General features: G+C 68.6%; 18 protein-coding genes and 2 tRNA genes. 12 read left to right on the top strand and 8 right to left on the bottom strand.

Annotation, left to right across the window (positions count from 1 at the left end; all coding sequences use genetic code 11):
• Positions 1-48: 48 nt before the first annotated feature.
• On the bottom strand, positions 49-2,607 hold the full coding sequence (gene pepN, locus Aco03nite_RS20100; RefSeq protein WP_203796918.1) for an aminopeptidase N: 2,559 nt from the start codon (positions 2,605-2,607) through the stop codon (positions 49-51).
• Between the two features lie 100 nt (positions 2,608-2,707).
• Here pepN and Aco03nite_RS20095 point away from each other — a divergent pair, with 100 nt between their 5' ends.
• The 4 genes from Aco03nite_RS20095 (at position 2,708) to Aco03nite_RS20080 (ending at position 6,269) form a co-directional block, all read left to right on the top strand.
• Entirely contained in the window at positions 2,708-3,340 is a 633-nt protein-coding gene (locus Aco03nite_RS20095; protein ID WP_203796917.1) for a mycothiol-dependent nitroreductase Rv2466c family protein, read from the top strand.
• Between the two features lie 316 nt (positions 3,341-3,656).
• Entirely contained in the window at positions 3,657-4,853 is a 1,197-nt protein-coding gene (locus tag Aco03nite_RS20090; protein WP_203796916.1) for a DUF1015 family protein, read from the top strand.
• The gene (locus Aco03nite_RS20085; RefSeq protein ID WP_203796915.1) at positions 4,853-5,770 is read left to right on the top strand and encodes an alpha/beta hydrolase; all 918 of its coding nucleotides are present in this window, start codon (positions 4,853-4,855) and stop codon (positions 5,768-5,770) included. Before Aco03nite_RS20090 ends, Aco03nite_RS20085 begins: the two co-directional genes overlap by 1 nt.
• Positions 5,771-5,783: 13 nt before the next feature.
• The gene (locus Aco03nite_RS20080) at positions 5,784-6,269 is read left to right on the top strand and encodes a ribose-5-phosphate isomerase (protein ID WP_203796914.1); all 486 of its coding nucleotides are present in this window, start codon (positions 5,784-5,786) and stop codon (positions 6,267-6,269) included.
• A gap of 389 nt (positions 6,270-6,658) precedes the next feature.
• Here Aco03nite_RS20080 and Aco03nite_RS54550 read toward each other — a convergent pair whose 3' ends face one another.
• Both Aco03nite_RS54550 and Aco03nite_RS20070 read right to left on the bottom strand, forming a co-directional pair.
• Entirely contained in the window at positions 6,659-7,009 is a 351-nt protein-coding gene (locus Aco03nite_RS54550) for a hypothetical protein (RefSeq protein WP_373872619.1), read from the bottom strand.
• A 1,001-nt stretch (positions 7,010-8,010) separates the two neighbouring features.
• Entirely contained in the window at positions 8,011-9,234 is a 1,224-nt protein-coding gene (locus Aco03nite_RS20070; RefSeq protein ID WP_203796913.1) for a GNAT family N-acetyltransferase, read from the bottom strand.
• A gap of 101 nt (positions 9,235-9,335) precedes the next feature.
• Between Aco03nite_RS20070 and Aco03nite_RS20065 the strand changes: the two genes are divergently transcribed.
• Positions 9,336-10,061: a DNA-directed RNA polymerase II gene (locus Aco03nite_RS20065; protein ID WP_203796912.1), complete on the top strand. Its 726-nt coding sequence runs from the start codon at positions 9,336-9,338 to the stop codon at positions 10,059-10,061.
• A 468-nt stretch (positions 10,062-10,529) separates the two neighbouring features.
• Here Aco03nite_RS20065 and Aco03nite_RS20060 read toward each other — a convergent pair whose 3' ends face one another.
• The 3 genes from Aco03nite_RS20060 to Aco03nite_RS20050 form a co-directional block, all read right to left on the bottom strand.
• Entirely contained in the window at positions 10,530-11,327 is a 798-nt protein-coding gene (locus Aco03nite_RS20060; RefSeq protein ID WP_239145311.1) for an SDR family oxidoreductase, read from the bottom strand.
• Positions 11,328-11,488: 161 nt separating this feature from the next.
• Positions 11,489-11,995 (bottom strand): SRPBCC domain-containing protein, encoded by a 507-nt coding sequence (locus Aco03nite_RS20055; RefSeq protein WP_203796910.1) that lies wholly within the window; start codon positions 11,993-11,995, stop codon positions 11,489-11,491.
• Complete coding sequence (locus Aco03nite_RS20050) at positions 11,992-12,312, bottom strand: ArsR/SmtB family transcription factor (RefSeq protein WP_203796909.1); 321 nt, start codon at positions 12,310-12,312, stop codon at positions 11,992-11,994. Before Aco03nite_RS20050 ends, Aco03nite_RS20055 begins: the two co-directional genes overlap by 4 nt.
• Positions 12,313-12,542: 230 nt before the next feature.
• On the opposite strand from Aco03nite_RS20050, the gene Aco03nite_RS20045 reads away from it, so the two are divergent.
• The gene (locus Aco03nite_RS20045) at positions 12,543-13,406 is read left to right on the top strand and encodes a hypothetical protein (RefSeq protein ID WP_203796908.1); all 864 of its coding nucleotides are present in this window, start codon (positions 12,543-12,545) and stop codon (positions 13,404-13,406) included.
• Between the two features lie 285 nt (positions 13,407-13,691).
• On the opposite strand, the gene Aco03nite_RS20040 is transcribed toward Aco03nite_RS20045, so the two are convergent.
• Positions 13,692-13,762: transfer RNA gene (locus Aco03nite_RS20040), tRNA-Gly, on the bottom strand.
• Between the two features lie 130 nt (positions 13,763-13,892).
• On the opposite strand from Aco03nite_RS20040, the gene Aco03nite_RS20035 reads away from it, so the two are divergent.
• From Aco03nite_RS20035 to Aco03nite_RS20010, 6 genes are all read left to right on the top strand, one after another.
• Positions 13,893-13,966 (top strand) — tRNA-Pro (locus Aco03nite_RS20035).
• Positions 13,967-14,004: 38 nt separating this feature from the next.
• The gene (gene tig / locus Aco03nite_RS20030) at positions 14,005-15,348 is read left to right on the top strand and encodes a trigger factor (protein ID WP_203796907.1); all 1,344 of its coding nucleotides are present in this window, start codon (positions 14,005-14,007) and stop codon (positions 15,346-15,348) included.
• A 203-nt stretch (positions 15,349-15,551) separates the two neighbouring features.
• Positions 15,552-16,190 (top strand): ClpP family protease, encoded by a 639-nt coding sequence (locus Aco03nite_RS20025; protein ID WP_203796906.1) that lies wholly within the window; start codon positions 15,552-15,554, stop codon positions 16,188-16,190.
• Between the two features lie 11 nt (positions 16,191-16,201).
• Positions 16,202-16,858 (top strand): ATP-dependent Clp protease proteolytic subunit, encoded by a 657-nt coding sequence (locus Aco03nite_RS20020; RefSeq protein ID WP_203796905.1) that lies wholly within the window; start codon positions 16,202-16,204, stop codon positions 16,856-16,858.
• Between the two features lie 218 nt (positions 16,859-17,076).
• The gene (gene clpX / locus Aco03nite_RS20015; RefSeq protein WP_203796904.1) at positions 17,077-18,369 is read left to right on the top strand and encodes an ATP-dependent Clp protease ATP-binding subunit ClpX; all 1,293 of its coding nucleotides are present in this window, start codon (positions 17,077-17,079) and stop codon (positions 18,367-18,369) included.
• A gap of 119 nt (positions 18,370-18,488) precedes the next feature.
• Complete coding sequence (locus Aco03nite_RS20010; RefSeq protein ID WP_203796903.1) at positions 18,489-19,283, top strand: carbon-nitrogen hydrolase family protein; 795 nt, start codon at positions 18,489-18,491, stop codon at positions 19,281-19,283.
• Positions 19,284-19,311: 28 nt separating this feature from the next.
• Here Aco03nite_RS20010 and Aco03nite_RS20005 read toward each other — a convergent pair whose 3' ends face one another.
• A complete protein-coding gene (locus Aco03nite_RS20005; protein WP_203796902.1) occupies positions 19,312-19,527 on the bottom strand; it encodes a hypothetical protein in 216 nt (71 codons plus the stop codon).
• Between the last annotated feature and the right edge of the window lie 455 nt (positions 19,528-19,982).

Here is a 19,982-nt window from a genome sequence, read left to right as displayed (position 1 = left end):
AAAGGCCCGCCTCGCGCGCTGCGAGACGGGCCTGACGATCATTTCCGGTCAGTTCGCGGCACGGTCCTTCGCCCGCGCCTTCAGCGCCCGCAGCACGCCGTCCCGGCCCTCGGCCACCAGCCGCCGCAGCGACGCCGGGTGCCCCTCCCGCGCCAGCCAGGCCTCGGTGAGCGCCACCGTCTCCTCGCTGATCTGGTACACCGGGTACGCCATGGTGGCGAACTCCTGCGCCGGCTCACTGTCCGACCGGGCCCACACGTCCGCCACCACGTCGAAGAACTTCGCGGCGTACGGCGCGGTCAGGTCCACCTGCCGGGTGCTCTGGAAACCGATCAGCAGCGACCGGTTCAGCCAGTTCGGCGGGGCCGCCGGTCCGGTCAGGTCGGCCCACACCCGGGCCTTGCTCTCGGCCGTCGGCAGCAGCGCCCGGGCGATCGCGGCCTCCCGCTCACCACTGGCCGTCTTGTCCGCGGCCAGCTCGTCGTCGATCTCCGACTCGGCGGCGGCCCCCAGAGCGGCCAGCGCCTGCAGCAGCGACCAGCGCAGCTCGGTGTCGACCACCAGACCCTCCGGCCGGGCGTCACCGGACAGCCAGCCGCGCAGCACGGCCGCCTGCTCCGGCGTCCGGGCCGCGGTGACGAACGCCCGCGCCCAGGTGAGCTGCCAGCCACTGCCCGGCTCCGAGGCCGCGAGACGCTCCTCGGCCAGCCGGCCCAGCTGCGCCCAGCCCTGCGGCGCCCACTCCGGGTCGGCGAAGCTGGCCAGCGCCGTGGCGGCCTGCCGCAGCGTGGCCGTGGCCAGGTTGATGTCGGTCTCGGCGGGCAGACCGGCACAGACCAGCGCCACGTAGTCCCGGCTCGCCATCTCGGCATCGCGCAGCATGTCCCACGCCGCCGCCCAGGACAGCGCCCGCGGCAGCGACGAACCGAACTTGCCGATGTGCTGGACCAGGCTGTTCAGCGACCGCTCGTCCAGACGCAACTTGGCGTACGTCAGGTCCTCGTCGTTGAGCAGCAGCAGATCCGGGGCGCGTACCCCGGTCAGCGCGGTGATCTCGGTGCTCTCCCCGGACACGTCCGCCTCGATCAGGTCGCGGCGCACCAGGCGCTCGCCGTCGAGGTCGTACAGGCCGATGGCGACCCGGTGGGTGCGCAGCGTCGGATAGCCCGCCGGGGCCTCCTGCTGCACGGCCACGCTGGTGTAGGCGCCGTCCGCGCCGATCTCCACGACCGGGCGCAGCGTGTTGACCTGCGCGGTCTCCAGCCACTGTGCGGCGAACTTGCGCAGCTCCCGGCCGGACGCCGTCTCCAGCTCGGTGAGCAGGTCGTCGAAGGTGGCGTTGCCCCACGCGTGCTTGGCGAAGTACGCCCGCAGACCGGTCAGGAACGGGTCCAGCCCGACGTAGGCGACCAGCTGCTTGATGACACTGGCCCCCTTCGCGTACGTGATGCCGTCGAAGTTGACCTCGACCGCCTCCAGGTCCGGCATCTCGCAGTAGACCGGGTGGGTCGAGGAGAGCTGGTCCTGGCGGTAACCCCAGGCCTTGCGGATCGACAGGAACGTCGACCAGGCGTCACCGAAACGGGTGGCCTCGGTGTTGCACCAGTGGCTGGCCCACTCGGCGAACGACTCGTTCAGCCACAGGTCGTTCCACCAGCGCATGGTGACCAGGTCGCCGAACCACATGTGCGCCAGCTCGTGCAGGATCGTGTTGGCGCGCTGCTCGTACTCGTAGTCGGTGACCTGCGAGCGGAAGATGTAGTGCGCCTCGGCGTGCGTGACACAGCCGAAGTTCTCCATCGCGCCGGCGTTGAAGTCCGGCACCCACAGCTGGTCGTACTTGGGCAGCGGGTACCGGATGCCGAACTTCTCGTGGAAGAAGTCGAAGCCCTGCTTGGTGACCAGGAACAGGTCGTCGGCGTCCAGGTACTGCGCCATCGAGGCGCGGCAGAAGACACCGAGCTCGATGCCGTCGTGCGAGTCGCGGACCTCGTGGTACGGCCCGGCACAGATCGCCGTGATGTAGGTGCTCATCTTCGGCGAGGTGGTGAAGTGGACCGTCTTGGCGCCGGCTCCGGACTCCTCCTCGGAGTCCACCGGCATGTTGGAGACGACCTTCCAGTGCGCCGGCACCGTGGCGTGCCAGGTGAACACGCTCTTCAGGTCGGGCTGGTCGAAGCAGACGTAGGCGCGCTGCGCGTCCGCCGTCTCGAACTGGGTGTAGAGGTAGATCTCCTCGTCGACCGGGTCCTGGCTGCGCTGGAGCCCCTGGCCGCTGGCCGAGTACTTGAAGTCGCCGGACACCTCCAGCACGTTCTCGGCGGCCAGGCCGGACAGCGGCAGACCGGTCTCCGGGGACCAGCCACCGAGGTTCAGCGGCTCGCCGTTCAGCGTCGCCGAGTGGATCGACGCGGCGGCGGCCTCGACGAACGTCGACGCGCCCGGCTCGGTGCACCGGAAGGTGACGACCGTGGTGGACCGGAACGTGCCGGAGCCGGGGTTGCCGTGCCCGTCGGTCAGGTCAAGGGTGATGTCGTACCCGGTCACTTCGAGCAGACGACTACGTTCCGCAGCCTCGACCTGGGTCAGGTTGTGAACACCGGCCACGTGCACTCTCCTTCGAGCTGACTGCGTTTTCCCGAAGCCTATGCGGACACGGCGACGTAACTCACCCCGACCGGTCGCAGGAAGGGAGGATCATCGAAGAATGACTGAGCGCGCGACCGTCGACATGTGGTTCGACCCCCTGTGCCCATGGGCCTGGATCACCTCCCGCTGGCTGCTGGAGGTGGAGAAGGTCCGTCCCCTGGACGTCCGTTTCAACGTCATGAGTCTCTCGGTGCTCAACGAGGGCCGTGACGAACTTCCCGACAATTACAAGGAGATGCTCGCCAAGGGCTGGGGCCCGGTGCGGGTCTGCATCGCCGCCGCCGAGACCGCCGGCCCGGCCGTGCTCCGTGACCTCTACACGGCTTTCGGCACCCGGATCCACCTGCAGAAGTACGACATCCAGGACCAGAAGCTCTACGCGGAGGCCCTGGCCGAGGTCGGTCTCGACCCGTCCCTGGCCGAGGCCCGGCACACGGATGCCCGCGACGAGGCGCTGCGGGCCAGCCACAACGCCGGGATGAAGCCGGTCGGTACGGATGTCGGCACCCCGGTCATCCACGCCCCAGGTCCGAACGAGGGCGAGACCGTCGCGTTCTTCGGCCCGGTGATCACTCCGGCGCCCAAGGGCGAGGCGGCCGGCAAGCTGTGGGACGGCGTCGTGCTCGTCGCCGGCACCCCCGGTTTCTACGAGCTCAAGCGCAGTCGCGAGCTGGGCCCGATCTTCGACTGAGTTGCCGTTCGGTGGCGGTCGCCGGAAAAACCGATGCTCGGCTCGGTATCCGTCGTTGGATGGGTGACGTACAACTCACCCCCAGCGGAGGCGGTAATGCCGGAGAGCACATCGGTCGGAACGAGCATCAGCGTTCAGCGTGGCATCTGGGCTGATTTGCCCCCTGACGTGGCGATTATGCTCGCTCCTCCGGTGACCGTCACGGCACGGCCCGCCGAACTGCCGGTCGACAAGCACCTGAACGTCCAGTTGGGCAGGTCACGAGGGAACGTGCCGGTTGGTGGGTACATCAGGTAGGCCGGGTAAGTTGCCTGCCATGACGGTCGTGCACCCGATCAGCCGGGCCTGGATCACCAACGGTGGCACCGGGGCCCAGAACTACGACGAGTTCGCCGACGACGCCGAAATCACCGACATCATCAAGGCCAACCCGCACAGCGCGCTGGCCGTCGAGATGCCGCACCTCGCGCCCGAGTCCCTCGGGAAGTCCTTCCTCGAGTCCCTGCCGGACGCCGTCGTCCGACTGCAGCGCGATCAGGCCGAGGAGAAGTACCGGCAGGCCGAGCACGTCGTGGTGCTCTACCGGATATCCGCGCCGGGCGAGGCTCCCGCCTACGGGCTGTGGAGCGCGGTGGAGACCGGGCAGATCTCCACCAGCGCCGACGAGCCGGGTCTGGTCATCCGCAACGAGGACGTCTTCATCAGCAAGGTCCGCGAGCGGGTCGCGCTGGCCGAGTCGGTCGGCACCCTGCTCTCCCCGGTCCTGCTGCTGCAGACCGGTCGTGGCGAGGAGCTGCACGCGGCGCTGGCCGAGGCCATCGACGCCGCCGGTGAGCCCGCCGCGACGGACCTGGACTTCGCCGGGCGTACCCACGCGATCTGGCCCCTCGGCCCCGGCGAGCAGCAGGAGAAGCTGCTGGCCCTGGCCGGCGGCGGTGAGCTGGTGGTGGCCGACGGCAACCACCGCAGCCTGGCCGCGCAGACCGGCGACCTGAAGCGCTTCCTGGCGGTCGTCACCACGCCCGCCTCGGTCTTCATCCAGCCCTACAACCGCCTGATCAACGAGCTCCCGGCCGAGCTCGACGACCTTCTCGAGCGGCTCCGCGCGGCCGGTGCGACGGTCACCGAGCTGCCGCGCGCCGCGCAGCTTCCCCCGAAAGGGACGATCGAGGTGTACGCGGGGGGCCGCACGTTCGCGATCGGGCTCCCGTCCGATCCGGCCGGCAGCACCGTGGAGAACCTGGATCACGCCCTGGTCGAGCGGGTGCTGCTGCGGGACGCGCTCGGTCTCGACCCGGGCGACAAGCGGATCTCCTACATCGGCGGGGACTACCCGGTCGAGTGGTTGCGCGGCGAGGTCGACGCCGGCCGCGCCGAGCTGGCGATCATGATCGCGCCGGTGACCGTCGACGACTTCGTCGAAGTGAACCTGGAACGGCTCAAGCTGCCCCGCAAGAGCACCTGGTTCACCCCTAAGGCCCGTGGCGGCCTGGTCCTGGCCGAAATCGACTGATGTTGCACCCGCAGGTCACGGCCGCCGCCCAGCTGAGGCGGCGGCCGTCTTCGGAGGAACTGAGCGCCGACCCGTACCAGCGCCTGCTCGGGGTGCGGGCCGCGATGGAGGAGTCGAACGAGGCCGAGACCGGCCCGGCGCTGCCGCTGCCGGTGGTCGCCGACTTCGACGCCGACGGGGTGCCCTGCCGTCTCTACGCCACCAGGGTGGGCGGCCCGGTGCTCGTCTACCTGCACGGCGGCGGCTGGTGTTACGGCAGCATCGAGACGGTCGACCGGTTCTGCCGCCGGGTCGCCGAGCGGTCCGGCTGTGCCGTGGTGTCGGTGGGGTACCGGCTCGCTCCGGAGCACGTCTTCCCGGCCGCTGTGGACGACGCTGAGACCGTGTTGCGGTACCTGCGGAAGTCCGGGACGGAGCTGGGCCTGGATCCGGCCAGGATCGCGATCGGCGGCGACAGCGCGGGCGGCCAGATCGCCACGGTCACCGCCCGGCGCCAGCGGGACGCGGTCACCCCGCTCGACTACCAGGTGCTGATCTACCCGGCCCTGGACCCGCTGACCTCCTCCGAGTCGTACGACGAGCTGGGGGAGTACGGCCTGGACCGGGCGTCGATGAGGCTCGCGTGGGAGACGTTCGTTCCCGATCCGATGCTCCGGCTCACCCCCGACGTGGCGCCGCTCGCGGTCGCCGACCTGTCCGGCATGCCACCCACGCTGGTGATCACCGCGGAGTACGACGCGCTGCGCGACGAGGGCGCCGACTACGCCGACGCGCTGATCGCCGCGGGTGTTCCGGTGGTGCACACCCGCTACATGGGGGTGAACCACGGTTTCGCCCGCAAACTGGCCACCATCGACGCCGCACGGGCCGCGGCTGATCAGGTGGCGTCCGCCCTGCGTTCGGCCCTGACCTTCTGAAAGACTTCCCGACATGCGTCTCTACCTTGGTTCCGACCACGCCGGCTTCGAACTGAAGAACCATCTCGTGAACCACCTGGCGAAGCAGGGGCACGACGTGGTGGACGTCGGACCGCACGTCTACGACGCCGAGGACGACTACCCGGCGTTCTGTTTCCACACCGGCGCGAAGGTGGTCGCCGACCCGGGTTCCCTCGGCATCGTCATCGGCGGCTCCGGCAACGGCGAGCAGATCGCCGCCAACAAGGTCCCCGGCGTCCGGTCGGCCCTGGTCTGGAAGCCCGAGATCGCCGAGCTGGCCCGCCAGCACAACGACAGCAACGTGATCGCGATCGGCGCCCGCCAGCACACCCTGGACGAGGCCACCGCGTTCGTCGAGGCGTTCATCGCGACCCCGTTCTCCGGAAACGACCGCCACGCCCGCCGCATCAGCCAGCTCGCCGACTACGAGGTGGCCCGCGAACTCCCCGAGCTCCCGCAGTCCACCCCCACCCCCTGACCCGCAGCCCCACCCACCACTCCCGGCCGGCCGTCCCACCGACGGCCGGCTTTTCCCACCCACCGCTCCCGGCGTTCGGTTCCACCCATCGCTTCCGATGCTCGGTTCCGCTCATCGCTCCGGCGTTCGGTTCCAGCCGCGCTCTTGGTGATCGGTTCCGGCCCGCCTTTGGAACTCACTGCCGGCCCGCCGCTTCTGGCATTCGCTTTCGGCCGGCCGCTTTCAGCCCGCCGCGGTCGGCATTCGCTTCGGCCCGCCGCTTCCGGGGCCAGTAGCTCGCTCACTCCGGTTCCGCTCAGGAGGCCTGCTCTCGGCCGGGAATCGCCTCCACCGCCACCGCGCTCCCGATATTCGTGCAGGCTCTTCGTGCTGGGTGACTCCCCGTGGGCTCAGCGTCGGGGGAGTTCCTCGCGGGGCAGCCAGTTGCGGCGCACGATCGTCAGGCTGCGTTCCGCTTCGGCGAGATCGTCGTCCGACGGCCGCGAAGCGTCCCGGGCACGCAGCGCCGCACCCACGCTCACCTGCGACGATCCGGAACCCACCAGCCCACGCAGCCCACGCTCGTTCTCCCGGTCGTCCCCACCGGAGGACCCGTTCGACCGCCGCGGATGATTCGCCCGCGCCGGCCGCGACGCCTCAGCCTCGGCCCCAGCCCCGATAGGAGGCCCCGGAACCGGAACCGGAGCCGTCCCAGTCCCCGGAGCCGTCCCAGGCCCCGGAACTACCCCAGGTCCAGGAATCGCCGTCGGTCCGGGAATCGCCGTCGGTCCGGGAATCGCCGTCGGTCCGGGAATCGCCGTCGGTCCGGGAACTGCCCCCGGTCCGGGAAACGTCCCCGGTCCGGGAACCGGAGCTACCCCCGGTCCGGGCACCGGAGTCGTCGTCGCCCCAAGAGCCGTCACCGATCCGGGAGTCGTCCCTGATCCGGGAGTCGCCCCCGGTCCGGGAGTCGCCCCCGGTCCGGGAACCCGAGCCGCCCCTGGTCCGGGCACGGGGGATGCCGCCGACCCAGGACTCGGCGCCGCCGGAGGCCCGGGAACGGGGGCCGGCGAGGGTCCAGGAACGGGGGCCGGCGAAGGAGGTCCAGGAACCGGGGTCGGCGGAGGCCCGGGAACGGGAACCGCCGGGGGGCCGGGCACCGGCGGAGATGCCGGCTTGGGTGCCGGCGTGGTCGCTGGGCCAGGAACCGGCGTGGCCGCCGAGCCAGGAATTGGCGTGGTCGCCGGTCCTGGAGTCGGTGCCTTCCCTGGTCCGGGAACCGGGGTGTCTGTCGCCGGATCGGATGTCGGCGCGGGGCCCGATCCCGGCGGTGGTGACGGGACCGCCGGAGCCGCGGGCGGCGCGGGCGTCCCACCGGACGGAGGGCGCACACGACGACGACGGCGTTCGGGCTGGTCCATGATGCCGACGTTACCGCCGCCACACCCGCCCCCGAACACCTCCACACTGCCGCCGTGCCCGGCTCCCCGCGCTCTCGAGCCGCCGCCTCCGCTCGGCGCCGCGCACCAGGCACCAGCGCTCCTGCTCGGTTCAGCGAATCCCGCCAACTCACCAAGCGAGCCGCTCCGCCTCACCAAGCTAGCCGCCCTGCCTCACCAAGCGAGCCGCCCTGCCTCACCAAGCGAGCCGCCCTGCCTCACCAAGCGAGCCGGTTTGCCTCCTGAGATGACGTGCCGCCGCAGAACCATCACTCCCCACGTCTGGAGGGAGCCGATCCGCCTCGCCCTGTGGCCCGTGGGGGTCAGAAAACCTCGGTGGGGGACGGCTTTCGGTGCCAGCTGAAGGCGATGGTCGGATCGTTTCCGGTCAGCTGGCGGACCCGGCCCGCGGCGGCCAGTCCGGCGATCGAGGTGGCGCCCAGGTAGGCGGCGCCCAGTTCGGTCACCGAGCAGACCAGGTCGGCCGAATCCTCGGTCCGGGCACAAACCGCCCCGTCCGGGCCGCCGGTGAGCCGCCAGCGTCCGTTGTTCTCCGTCAGGATCGGATCGGTCACCTCGATGACCACGTCGACCGCCGTGGCGTACCGGCGGGCGGAAAGAGCTTTCGGCACGTCGACCAGGCGCACGAACAGCGAATCGACCAGGGTGGGCCCGAGCCGCCGGGGCTCGTCGACCAGGTAGAGCAGGGGTTCGTCGAGGGCGGAGAGCCGGGCCGACACCCGGCGGGCCAGGTCGATGCCGAGCAGGAACCGCCACAGCGCCAGATAGGTCTCCGGATCGGCGGCGACGACCTCCCGGACGACGACCTCCCCGTTCGGCCCGTGGTTGGTCCACCCGCCCTTGACCCGCCACAGCGCGTACCCGGTGGCCCCGTCGGGACCTTCGTACAGAACCGCGCTCTGTTTGGTGGCGCCGTCCCGCAGCGAGCTCAGATCGGCGAGGTGATAGTTCCACCATCGCTCGTCCCGGTTCGACCAGCCGATTCGTTCCGGCCGCAACTGCTCGTGGATCTTGCTGAGTTCGGCCAGTTCGGCGACCGGATCGATCAGCCGCAGTCGGCCGGACGGCTCGGCCGGCGGGGCGGGCAGGCGGACCTCACGATTCATGATGTCGAGGAACAGCCGGGAGGCGGCCGGCCCGTACCCGAACCTCGGATAGATCGAGGTCTCGGTGGCCCAGAGGGCGGCGATCGGTTCCCGCCCGGCGTCGGCGATCTCCCGCAGCTGGCGGTGCATCATCCGGGTGAGCAGACCGCGGCGCCGATGGGTGGGCAGCACCCCCACCCCGGACACATGGGCGGTGGGCACGACCGCCCCGGGCACCGTCAGATCCCGGGTGAAGGCGACGGTATGGCCCACCACCTGCCCGGCGTCCTCGGCGACCAGCGACCGGTCGGCTTCGAAGATCCCCGCCTCCCACTCCTTCAACTCGCCGGAGTAGTCCTCGTGGAATACCGTGCCGAGCAGATCGCAGATCGCCGGGAAGTCGTCGGCACTGCCGGGGCGGAGTCGTATCTCTTCCTTCATGGCTTGTGTGTAACGGACCGCGTGTGCTGCGGCGACTGATTTGTTCGCTCGCTACGCTCGAAGGGCGGCCGGGGCACCGGCCGCATGTTGAAAGGGGAACCATGCCGGAGCAACCGCAGTGGTCCGAGCGGACGCTCGACATGCCACCGCAAGACCCGTGGGCCGACCAGCCGACCAGCAACATGGCTCCGGACGCGACTTCGCCCGGCCGGCCCGACCCGGGCTCGTCCGCGCCGAAGACCACCGCGTTCGGATCCACGCCGTCCGAGTCCGCCCAGGCCGGGAGCACCTCCTCCGGCAGCGCACCGACCGGCACCGCGCCGGCCGGTCCGCAGCAGCCGGAGCAGGCCGACCAGTCCCCGTTCAGCAAGGGCCGGGCCCGGGTCACCCAGCGGACTCAGCAGTTCACCGGCCAGTTCACCACCCAGCACGAGCCGACCGGCACCGGCTGGCCCGACGAGGAGCATCACGAGCCGCCGCGCAGTCTGAGCGCGCGGATCAGCGATCTGCGCCGGGGCGGCGAGTGGAGCAGCGCGGCGGCCCTGTTCGCCTTCGTCTGCTGGGGCATCTGGGCGCTGTCGTCGGACGGTGACCTGTTCAGCTCGTTCATCATCTTCGTGGTCACCCTTCTGGTCGCCGCCGGCGTGTTCGGTCTGGCCCGCCTGGTCGGCCGTCTGGTGCTGGAGCAGCGGATGGGCCGTCGCCGGCACACCGCCCGTGGCGCCCACGTGGTCGCCGGCCTCTTCCTGGCCGGTGTCGGCTTCGCCTTCCTCCGCCAGACCGAGTGGGTAATGCGAGTCGTCAACTGGGTGACCGGCAGCTTCTGATCACTCAGCCGCACGAAGGGTCACGCGGCGCACGAACGGTTACCTGGCCGCACGAAAGGGTCACCCGGCCGTTCGAAAAGGTCACCTGGCGAACAGAACCGGTCACCCGATGCGCGAACCGGTCATCCAATGCACGAACCGGTCGCCTGGCGCACAAACCGGTCGCCTGCCGCACAAACGGGTTGCCTGGCAGGCGAACGGTTGCCTGGCGCACAAACTGGTTGCCTGGCGGGCAAACGGCTGCCAGGCGGGCGAACGACCGCCAGACCGCACGACCCGCCACGGGCCTGGAGCGACGTCGGCGCCCGGAGCGGCCGGCGAGGGCAACCCCCGTCCGCGCCCGCGAGGCGACCCCGCGTGATCCCGTCCGAGCCCGCGAGGCGACCCCGCGCGACTCTGCGTGAGCCCGCGCGAGCCCACGAGGGTGGACCGGCCCCGGAGGGCCGGCCCGAGCCCGCGAAGCCGGCCCTAGCTGACCGGCTTCCCACCGGTGATCCCGAGCACCTCACCGGTGGTGTAACTGGACTCGTGGCTCGCGAAGTAGACGTAGGCGGCGGCCAGTTCGGCAGGTTGCCCCGCGCGCCCGATCGGGGTGTCGCCGCCGAACGACTTCACCTTCTTCTCCGGCATGGTCGCCGGAATGAGCGGCGTCCAGATGGGTCCGGGCGCCACCGCGTTGACCCGTACCCCTTTCTCGGCCAGGTCCTCGGCGAGCGCCTTGGTGAACGCGACGATGCCGCCCTTGGTGGTGGCGTAGTCGAGCAGCGCACTCGACGACAGGTAGGCCTGGATCGAAGCGGTGTTGATGATCGCTGCCCCCGGTGGCAGGTGCGGCACCGCGGCCCGGCACAGCCAGAACATCGCGTACAGGTTGGTTTTCATGACCCGGTCGAACTGCTCGTCGGTGATGTCGGTGATCCCACCCGGCTGGGCCATCTGGTAGGCGGCGTTGTTCACCAGGATGTCGATCCCGCCGAGTTCGGCCTGCGCCCGGTCGATGATCGCCCGGCAGTGCGCCTCGTCCCGGATGTCTCCCGGAACCCGCACCGCCTTGCGCCCGGCCTTCTCGATCCACTGAGCCGTGTCGGCCGCGTCGGACTCCTCCTCCGGCAGGTACGAGATCAGCACGTCGGCGCCCTCCCGCGCATACGCGATGGCCACCGCCCGCCCGATCCCCGAGTCGCCTCCGGTGATCACCGCTTTTCGCCCGGTCAGCCGCCCGCTGCCCCGGTAGGTCTCCTCCCCGTGGTCCGGCCGGTCCGGCATGTCCGAGGTGAGACCGGGTGGCTGCAGGTCGCCACCGTCGAGTTCGGGCTTCGGGTAAAGGTCGACGGGATTCACGGAATCGCCTCCTGATCGGGGAACGGGAATTACTTCCGGCATTCCCCGAACGGGGGCGACCAACCGAATGCGGCCCGTGGGGGCTATTACGCCTCGGTGAGGATCTTGCCGGTCTCCAGCAGCGACTTGAGGTCGCTGAGGACCCAGGCCCATCCGCCGCCGCCCTCGGCGCCGGCGTTCTCGTTGCCGCGGATCATCGCGGCGGTGGCTGGGGCGCCTGGTGTCTCGTGGGTGATGGTGACGCGCTGAACCCCGGGACTCGACTCCTCGATCTCGTAGGTGAGCATCGTGTACGGCTCGGCTGCGGTCGTCGGATCCATCAGCATCCGCCAGGTCTGCACCAAGCGGCGGGGCGGGTCGGACTCGAGCACCTCACCGTCCAGGATGGTGTCCGGCACCTCGAAACCATTGGCGGCCGCGTAGTCCCTCATCTCGGGGGTGGCCGTCGAGTAGAGCCGGCCACCCTTCTTCAGCTCGTAGAACTGGGGCGCGGCGTACGCGTACTTCGCGGTCCATTCCGGGTCGGTGAGAGCCGTCCACACCTTCTCGGCCGATGCCTTGAGCCAGATGCGGAAGACCTGGGTGTCGCTCATGACTCTTCCTCCAGCGTGCGCTTGAGATCGATGAGTGTGGCCACGTGTTTCTCGGTGTACTTGTCGATCCACCGATCGTGGATCTGCCGGATCGGCACCGGATTGAGGTAGTGCAACTTCTCCCGGCCGGAACGGCGCACGACGACGAGACCCGCCTCCTCGAGCACTTTCAGGTGCTTGGCGACACCGAACCGCGTCATCTCCAGCTCGCTCTCCATCTCCGTCTGGGTGCGGCCGTCCCGGGCGAAGAGCAGATCGAGCAGGAAACGGCGGCTCGGGGCGGCCAGCGCCTTGAACACCCGATCGTCGTCCGTCATGACGCTAAGTTAGGTGACCATTCGGTCACGTGTCAAGCTGGGGTGCGCCCCTGTGGACAACGTTCGGTAGCCGTACCGGCAAATGGTTGTGGATCTTTCGATCTTTGCCCGCCGGATCTAGGCTCCGCTCCGTGTGGCCATTCAAGAAGCGCGGCGCAGCCGCCCCCGATACCCCCGAATTTTGCCGACACCTGGGCGATCCGGAGGCTGAACGCCTGGAAGAAGCCCTGTTGGCGCGGGACTGGGAGACTGCCCGCGAGATCTTCACCGCGGCGGCGCCCGAGGAGCATTCCTACTACGTCACCGTCGCCGCCGGCTGCGCTTCGGTGGAGGAGTGGATCGACGGCCCGGTCCGCGCCGAACCCGGCTCGACACTGCCGCTCCTGATCCGCGGTGCCCGCTACGTCTCCTGGGCCTGGGAGGCCCGCGGTTCAGGCGGTTCGGACACGGTCAGTGAGGATGCCTGGAGCGTGTGGTTCAACCGTCTGAGGAAGGCGGAGGACTGTCTCGACGAGGTCGTCGAACGGGATCCGGGTTCTGCCGAGGCCTGGCGCTACCTGATCACCCTGGGCCGTGCCCGGCAGTTGCCGAAGGAGGAACTCCGGCGGCGGTTCGACGGGCTGATCGCGGCCGACCCCACCCACTACTCCGGACACCGGCAGATGCTGGAAGGCCTGATGCGCAAGTGGAGCGGCAGTGCCGAGGAGATGTTCGACTTCGCCAGGACCCGGTCCGCGGCCTGCCCCGGCACCCACATCCCGGTGCTCGTCCCGCTGGCACACATCGAGCACGCCCAGGGCAGGAACGGCACCGAACTGCAGGAATACCTGCAGCAGGACGAGGTGATCGACGAGATCTGGGATGCCTCCCAGCAGTCCGTCTTCCATGCCGACTACCAGGAGAGCCTGCTGACTCCGATCGTCTGGAACACGTTCGCCTACACCCTCGCCCTGGGCGGCCAGATCAACCAGGCCGGCAACATCCTCGACGTGATCGGGGAGGACTGGATCACCCGCGCCCCCTGGAACAGCATGTCGACCTTCGTGAAGATCCGCGACCACGTGACGGCCAGCCGGGACGACCCCGACGAGTGACCGAACTATGGCGTTGATCACTGTCCTGGTGTTTCCCGGTGTCGAGCGTCGCTACGCCGCGGGAAAGGCCGCCGGCGTGATGCCTCGCGCGGTGATGCGGTCGGCCGAACCGCGATCCGTGCCGGAGTCGCCGGCCGCGCCGCGCGATCGTCCGGAACCGTCGACCGGCCGGCAGCCCACGCGGTGACCGTCCCGCGAGATCGCCCCGCCCAAGATCCACTAGTGGGTGAAACGCAACCGGCCCAGGTCCCGGAAATCCGGTCTGACCTGGGCCGTTGCACTCGGAGCGGGCGACGAGAATCGAACTCGCGTAATCAGTTTGGAAGACTGAGGCTCTACCATTGAGCTACGCCCGCGTGAGCCCTGGAAACCTCCGGGCTCGTGTACATCTTACTGAATCATCTCCCGTCCGCGCGAACCGGATTCCCCAGCAGGTGACTCCAGCGCACACGCAGGCGAGCCGACCGCATACACTGGCCGACGCCACGGGGTGTGGCGCAGCTTGGTAGCGCACTCGCTTTGGGAGCGAGGGGCCGTGGGTTCAAATCCCGCCACCCCGACTGACTATCAACTATCCGCAGCAACTAGGAGTACGCCTGTGAAGAGCACCGTCGAGACTCTGAGCCCGACCCGGGTGAAGCTCGCTATCGAGGTGCCGTTCGAGGAGCTCAAGCCGAGCCTGCAGAAGGCGTACCGGGAGATCGGCGCGCAGGTTCAGGTGCCGGGCTTCCGCAAGGGCAAGGTTCCGTCGGCCGTGATCGACCAGCGTGTCGGCCGTGGCGCCGTGCTGAACGAGGCCGTCCAGGAGGCGATCCCGCAGCAGATCCTCGCCGCGGTCCAGGAGCACGACGTCAAGACCCTCGGCCGTCCCGAGGTCGAGATCACCGAGTTCGCCGACAACGCGCCGCTGAAGTTCACGGCCGAGGTCGACGTCCGCCCGGAGATCACCGTCCCGGACCTCTCCGAGATCACCGTCACGGTTCCGGCCGTCGAGATCGGTGACAGCGAGATCGATGAGCAGATCAACGGCCTGCGCGAGCGCTTCGCCACCCTGAAGACGGTCGAGCGCGCCGCTGCGGAGGGCGACTACGTCCAGCTCGACCTGAACGCGACCGTCGACGGGGCGGACGTCCCGGGTGGTTCCGCCACCAACATCTCCCACGAGGTCGGCAGCAAGCAGCTGCTCCCCGGCCTCGACGAGGTGCTCGTCGGCCTGTCCGCCGGCGAGGAGGCGAACTTCACCACCCAGCTGGTCGGCGGCGACTTCGCCGGTCAGGACGCCGAGGTGAAGGTCGCGGTCCGGACCGTCAAGGACAAGCAGCTCCCCGAGATCGACGACGAGTTCGCCCAGCTGGCGAGCGAGTTCGACACCCTCGACGAGCTCAAGGACGACCTGCGCACCCGCCTCACCCGGGCGAAGAAGGTCGAGCAGATCTACGCGGCTCGTGACGAGGCCCTCAAGCAGCTCGTCGAGACGGCGAACATCCCGGCGCCCGAGGGTGTCGTGAAGGACGAGGTCGAGGGCCGCAAGCAGGCCATGACCGACCAGCTCGAGCGCATCGGCGCCACCCTGGCCGACTACCTGGCCTCGGAGGACAAGACCGAGGAGCAGATCGACCAGGAGCTGACCGAGGCCGCTCAGGAAGGCGTCCGGATCCAGCTGCTGCTGGACACCATCGCCGACGCCGAGGACGTCCAGGTCACCGACGACGAGTTCGGTCACGAGATCGTGCACCGGGCGCAGCGGGCCCAGATGCAGCCGCAGCAGTACTACGACCAGCTGGTCCGCTCGGGCTCCGCGGCCTCCGTCTTCGGCGACGTGCGCCGGGGCAAGGCCCTCGCGTCCGTCATGGAGCAGGTCACGATGAAGGACACCGAGGACAACACGCTCTCGCTGGACGACCTGCGTGAGGCCGACGAGCACGCCGGTCACAACCACTGATCCATAGCTTCAGAACGGCCACCGCGCACCGGTTCCGGTGCGCGGTGGCCGTTGTCGTTTTCGGGTACGGCTGAGCGATGCGCTGTCAGCGAACACCTGCCCGAGCGGGAAGCTGATGAGCATTCGACCAGTTAGGTTGGTCGTACGACGGACAACCTGCCGGCCGGACCCTCGGCCGACACAGCAAGCTGTGAAGGGCTGCCATGACCGATCTCCACATCCCCACCGGGCCCGCGTCGCGGCGCGGTGGCGGTGACACCCTGAGTGGCAACCTCGACGACTCGGTCTTCAATCGCCTGCTGCGGGAGCGGATCATCTTCCTCGGCAGCGAGGTGACCGATGCGAGTGCCAACCGCATCTGCGCCCAGCTGCTGCTGCTCTCCGCCGAAGACCCCGAGGCTGACATCCACCTCTGGATCAACTCCCCGGGCGGCTCTGTCTACTCGGGTATGGCCATTTACGACACGATGCAGTTCATCGACAACGACGTGCAGACCGTCGCGATGGGCATGGCCGCGTCGATGGGGCAGTTCCTGCTCTGTGCCGGCACGCCGGGCAAGCGTTTCGCCCTGCCGCACGCCCGCATCATGATGCATCAGCCGTCCGGTGGCATGGGTGGCACCGCCGCCGACATCGCCATCCAGGCCGAGCAGATGCTGCACACCAAGCGCATGTTCCAGGAGCGGATCGCCCACCACACGGGCCAGACGCAGGAGCAGATCGCCGCCGACTTCGACCGGGACCGCTGGTTCACGGCCGAGCAGGCGAAGGACTATGGCTTCATCGACAAGGTGATCACCGGGGCCACGCAGGTCCCGGACGGTGCCGGAACGCTGAACTGAGGAGCTGAACCATGACCGACCTCTCCATGCCTCCCGGGTTCGCTCCGGTGCACAACCGCTACGTGCTGCCCTCGTTCTCCGAGCGCACCTCGTGGGGTATCAAGGAGTCGAACCCGTACAACAAGATGTTCGAGGACCGGATCATCTTCCTCGGCGTGCAGGTGGACGACGCGTCGGCCAACGACGTGATGGCCCAGCTGCTGACGCTGGAGAGCACCGACCCGGACCGCGACATCCTGATGTACATCAACTCGCCCGGTGGCTCGTTCACCGCGATGACCGCCATCTACGACACCATGCAGTACGTGCGGCCCGACATCAGCACGGTCTGCCTGGGCCAGGCGGCCAGCGCCGCGGCGGTGCTCCTCGCCGGTGGTACCCCCGGTAAGCGGATGGCGCTCCCGCACTCGCGGATCATCATCCACCAGCCGGCCACCGAGGGTGGTTACGGCCAGGGGTCGGACATCGAGATCCAGGCGCGCGAAATCATGCGCATGCGCACGCAGCTGGAGGAGATGCTCTCGCACCACTCCACCCAGCCGATCGAGAAGGTCCGCAAGGACATCGACCGCGACAAGATCATGACCGCGGCCGAGGCCAAGGAGTACGGTCTGGTCGACGTCGTCCTGGCCACGCGCAAGAAGAGCCTGCAGACGGCCGGCGTCTGACGTCGAGTCCGTGGTGTCAGGGGTCCGGTCGGCAGGCGCTAGACTGACCGACCCCTGACACGCCCGTTTTGGGGGGTCGGAGATCTGCCCCTTTGCGGGTAACGTCGAGTCTGCAGCCTCAGCTACGCGGGTCGGCGGACGATAGATGGCAACGAGGCATTCCGTCCTCGCACCAGGACCGGTCGACGGCCGGCCCATTGAACGCAGGGAGAACGTAGGTGGCACGGATCGGCGACGGTGGCGACCTACTCAAGTGCTCCTTCTGTGGGAAGTCGCAGAAGCAGGTCAAGAAACTCATCGCGGGCCCTGGGGTCTACATCTGCGACGAGTGCATCGACCTCTGCAACGAGATCATCGAAGAAGAGCTGGCTGAGACCGGCGAGGTGAAGTGGGAAGAGCTTCCCAAGCCGATGGAGATCTGCCAATTCCTGGACAACTACGTGGTGGGCCAGGAACAGGCGAAGAAGGCCCTCTCCGTCGCGGTCTACAACCACTACAAGCGGATCCAGGCCGAATCGAACGGCGCACCCGGTGGGGGCAGCGACGTCGAGGTGGCCAAGTCCAACATCATGCTGATCGGCCCCACGGGCTGCGGTAAGACACATCTGGCCCAGACCCTGGCCCGGATGCTCAACGTCCCCTTCGCGATCGCGGACGCCACGGCACTGACCGAGGCGGGCTACGTCGGCGAGGACGTCGAGAACATCCTGCTCAAGCTGATCCAGGCCGCCGACTACGACGTCAAGCGCGCCGAGCAGGGCATCATCTACATCGACGAGGTCGACAAGATCGCCCGCAAGAGCGAGAACCCGTCGATCACCCGGGACGTCTCGGGCGAGGGTGTCCAGCAGGCTCTGCTGAAAATCCTCGAGGGCACGGTCGCCAACGTTCCGCCCCAGGGCGGCCGGAAGCACCCGCACCAGGAGTTCATCCAGATCGACACCACCAACGTGCTCTTCATCGTGGGTGGGGCGTTCGCCGGCCTGGACCGGATCATCGAGCAGCGGGTCGGGCAGAGCGGCGTCGGGTTCGGCGCGCGTCTCCGGTCGATATCCGAGCGGAACACCGATGACATCTTCGGCAAGGTGATGCCGGAGGACATGCTCAAATTCGGTTTGATCCCCGAGTTCATCGGCCGGCTCCCGGTCATCACGACCGTTCGGAATCTGGATCGCGAAGCGCTCATCAAGATCCTCACCGAGCCACGGAACGCGTACGTCAAGCAGTACCAGCGACTCTTCGAGCTCGACGGCGTCGAGCTGGAGTTCGACGAGGGCGCGCTGGAGGCGATCGCCGATCAGGCCATGCTCCGGGGCACCGGCGCCCGCGGTCTCCGGGCGATCATGGAAGAGGTCCTGCAGAACGTGATGTTCGAGGTGCCCAGCAACCCCGACGCCGCGCGAGTGCTGATCACCCGGGAGGTCGTCGTGGAGAACGTGATTCCCACGATCGTCCCGCGCGAGTTCGTCGGCCGGCGCCGTCGTCCCGAGCGCGAGGAGAAGTCCGCCTGACATCGGGCTTTCCCCACCGAGTTCGCTGACTGCCGCCACCCGCACCGGGTGGCGGCAGTGCTGTTTCCGGAGGGTTGGTGAGACCCCCGGAACACCTTCGATGGCCGTACGCTCGATTCATGCGCGTCGCCGTCTGCCAGTTGAACTCACGCGAAGACCGTGCCCACAACCTCGCCGTGGCCCGGGGACTCCTCGAACGTGCTGCCGCCGGTGGTGCGACGTTCGCGGTCCTCCCGGAGTACGTCGACTTTCTCGGCCGGTCCGCCGACGCCCCCGAGCCCGAGCCGGTGGACGGCGAGTTCGCCGACTTCTTCGCCGGCGCCGCGCGCGAGCTCGGCCTCTGGATCCACGCCGGCTCGTTCCACGAGACCGGCCCCGACACCGGCCGGACCTTCAACACCACACTGGTCTTCGCACCGGACGGCGAGCGGGCCGCGGTCTACCGCAAGATCCATCTGTACGACGTGGAGATAGCGGGCCGGGTCTCCTACCAGGAGTCGCGCACCGTGGCACCGGGGGATCAGACGGTTGTCGCCGACGTCGACGGTGTGCCGGTCGGGCTGAGCATCTGTTACGACCTGCGCTTCCCCGAGCTGTACCGGAGTCTCGCCATCGCCGGAGCGAAGATCCTCGTGGTGCCGGCGGCGTTCATGCTGCATACCGGGCGGGATCACTGGGAGGTGCTGCTGCGCGCCCGTGCGATCGAGAACCAGTGTTACGTCCTGGCGGCCGGGCAGATCGGTGACCACGACCCGGATCGCACGTGTTTCGGCCGCAGCATGGTCGTCGACCCGTGGGGAACCGTGCTCGCCCAGGCCCCGGACACCGCCGGCGTCACCTTCGCCGACCTGGACTTGGACCGTCTCGACAAGATCCGCACTGAAGTTCCGAGCCTGGCCAACCGCCGGATGTGAGCGTGTTACCAGGTTTTTGTATCCGGCGTCACAGAGTTTCGATCAGGTAGGTCAGAGCAGTAAGCGCGACCACCGCTCCGCCGACCATGAGAAGGGCCCCGCCCATCCGGGAGGGGCCCCGCATCAGCAGCTTCCGAATCGACAACACGACCGTGACCAGCACAAGTAGGCCGATCACCCACTGCCAGAGCGGGGCGATCAGGCTCAGGACCGCATCGGTCGCCAGCGCCGGGGGAGTGGCCATGAACCCACTCTGTCATGGGATGGCTTCGCCGTGTGCAGGCTCGCCGCTCAAGGCGGTCATGATCGTCGATTTGCGGTGGCACCCATGGTTCGCGTAACTTTCTCTCTGCAAGCGGGAAAGCGGTACGGAACGACGCGAAAGCGACAATCCAGAAGCTGGCACGAAGGCAGCTAAGAGCGAGTTATGCTCGACCTCAGCACCGGGTGGTGCGACAAAAGATCCAAGAAATTGGATTTGCGGTCGCGAAGCCGGCCGGGTAGAGTGGCTAAGCCAGCAGGGAGCCGGGCGGTCCGATCACGAAAGTGATCGTAGGCCGGTTCTGCTAGAGCCACCTCTCGTCTAACGAGAAAGACACTTGGGCGTTGCTCGCAAGGGTTCAACTTTGCGCAGCGAAAACGACCGGGTAAGCTTGAACGGTTGCCTCGAAGGCGAGCCTTTAACGGGCTCAAGTTTGA

The organism is Actinoplanes couchii, assembly GCF_016862075.1.
Lineage (GTDB): Bacteria > Actinomycetota > Actinomycetes > Mycobacteriales > Micromonosporaceae > Actinoplanes > Actinoplanes couchii.
The sequence above is the reverse complement of the archived record's forward strand: the minus strand, read 5'-3'. Positions and strand labels throughout refer to the sequence as shown.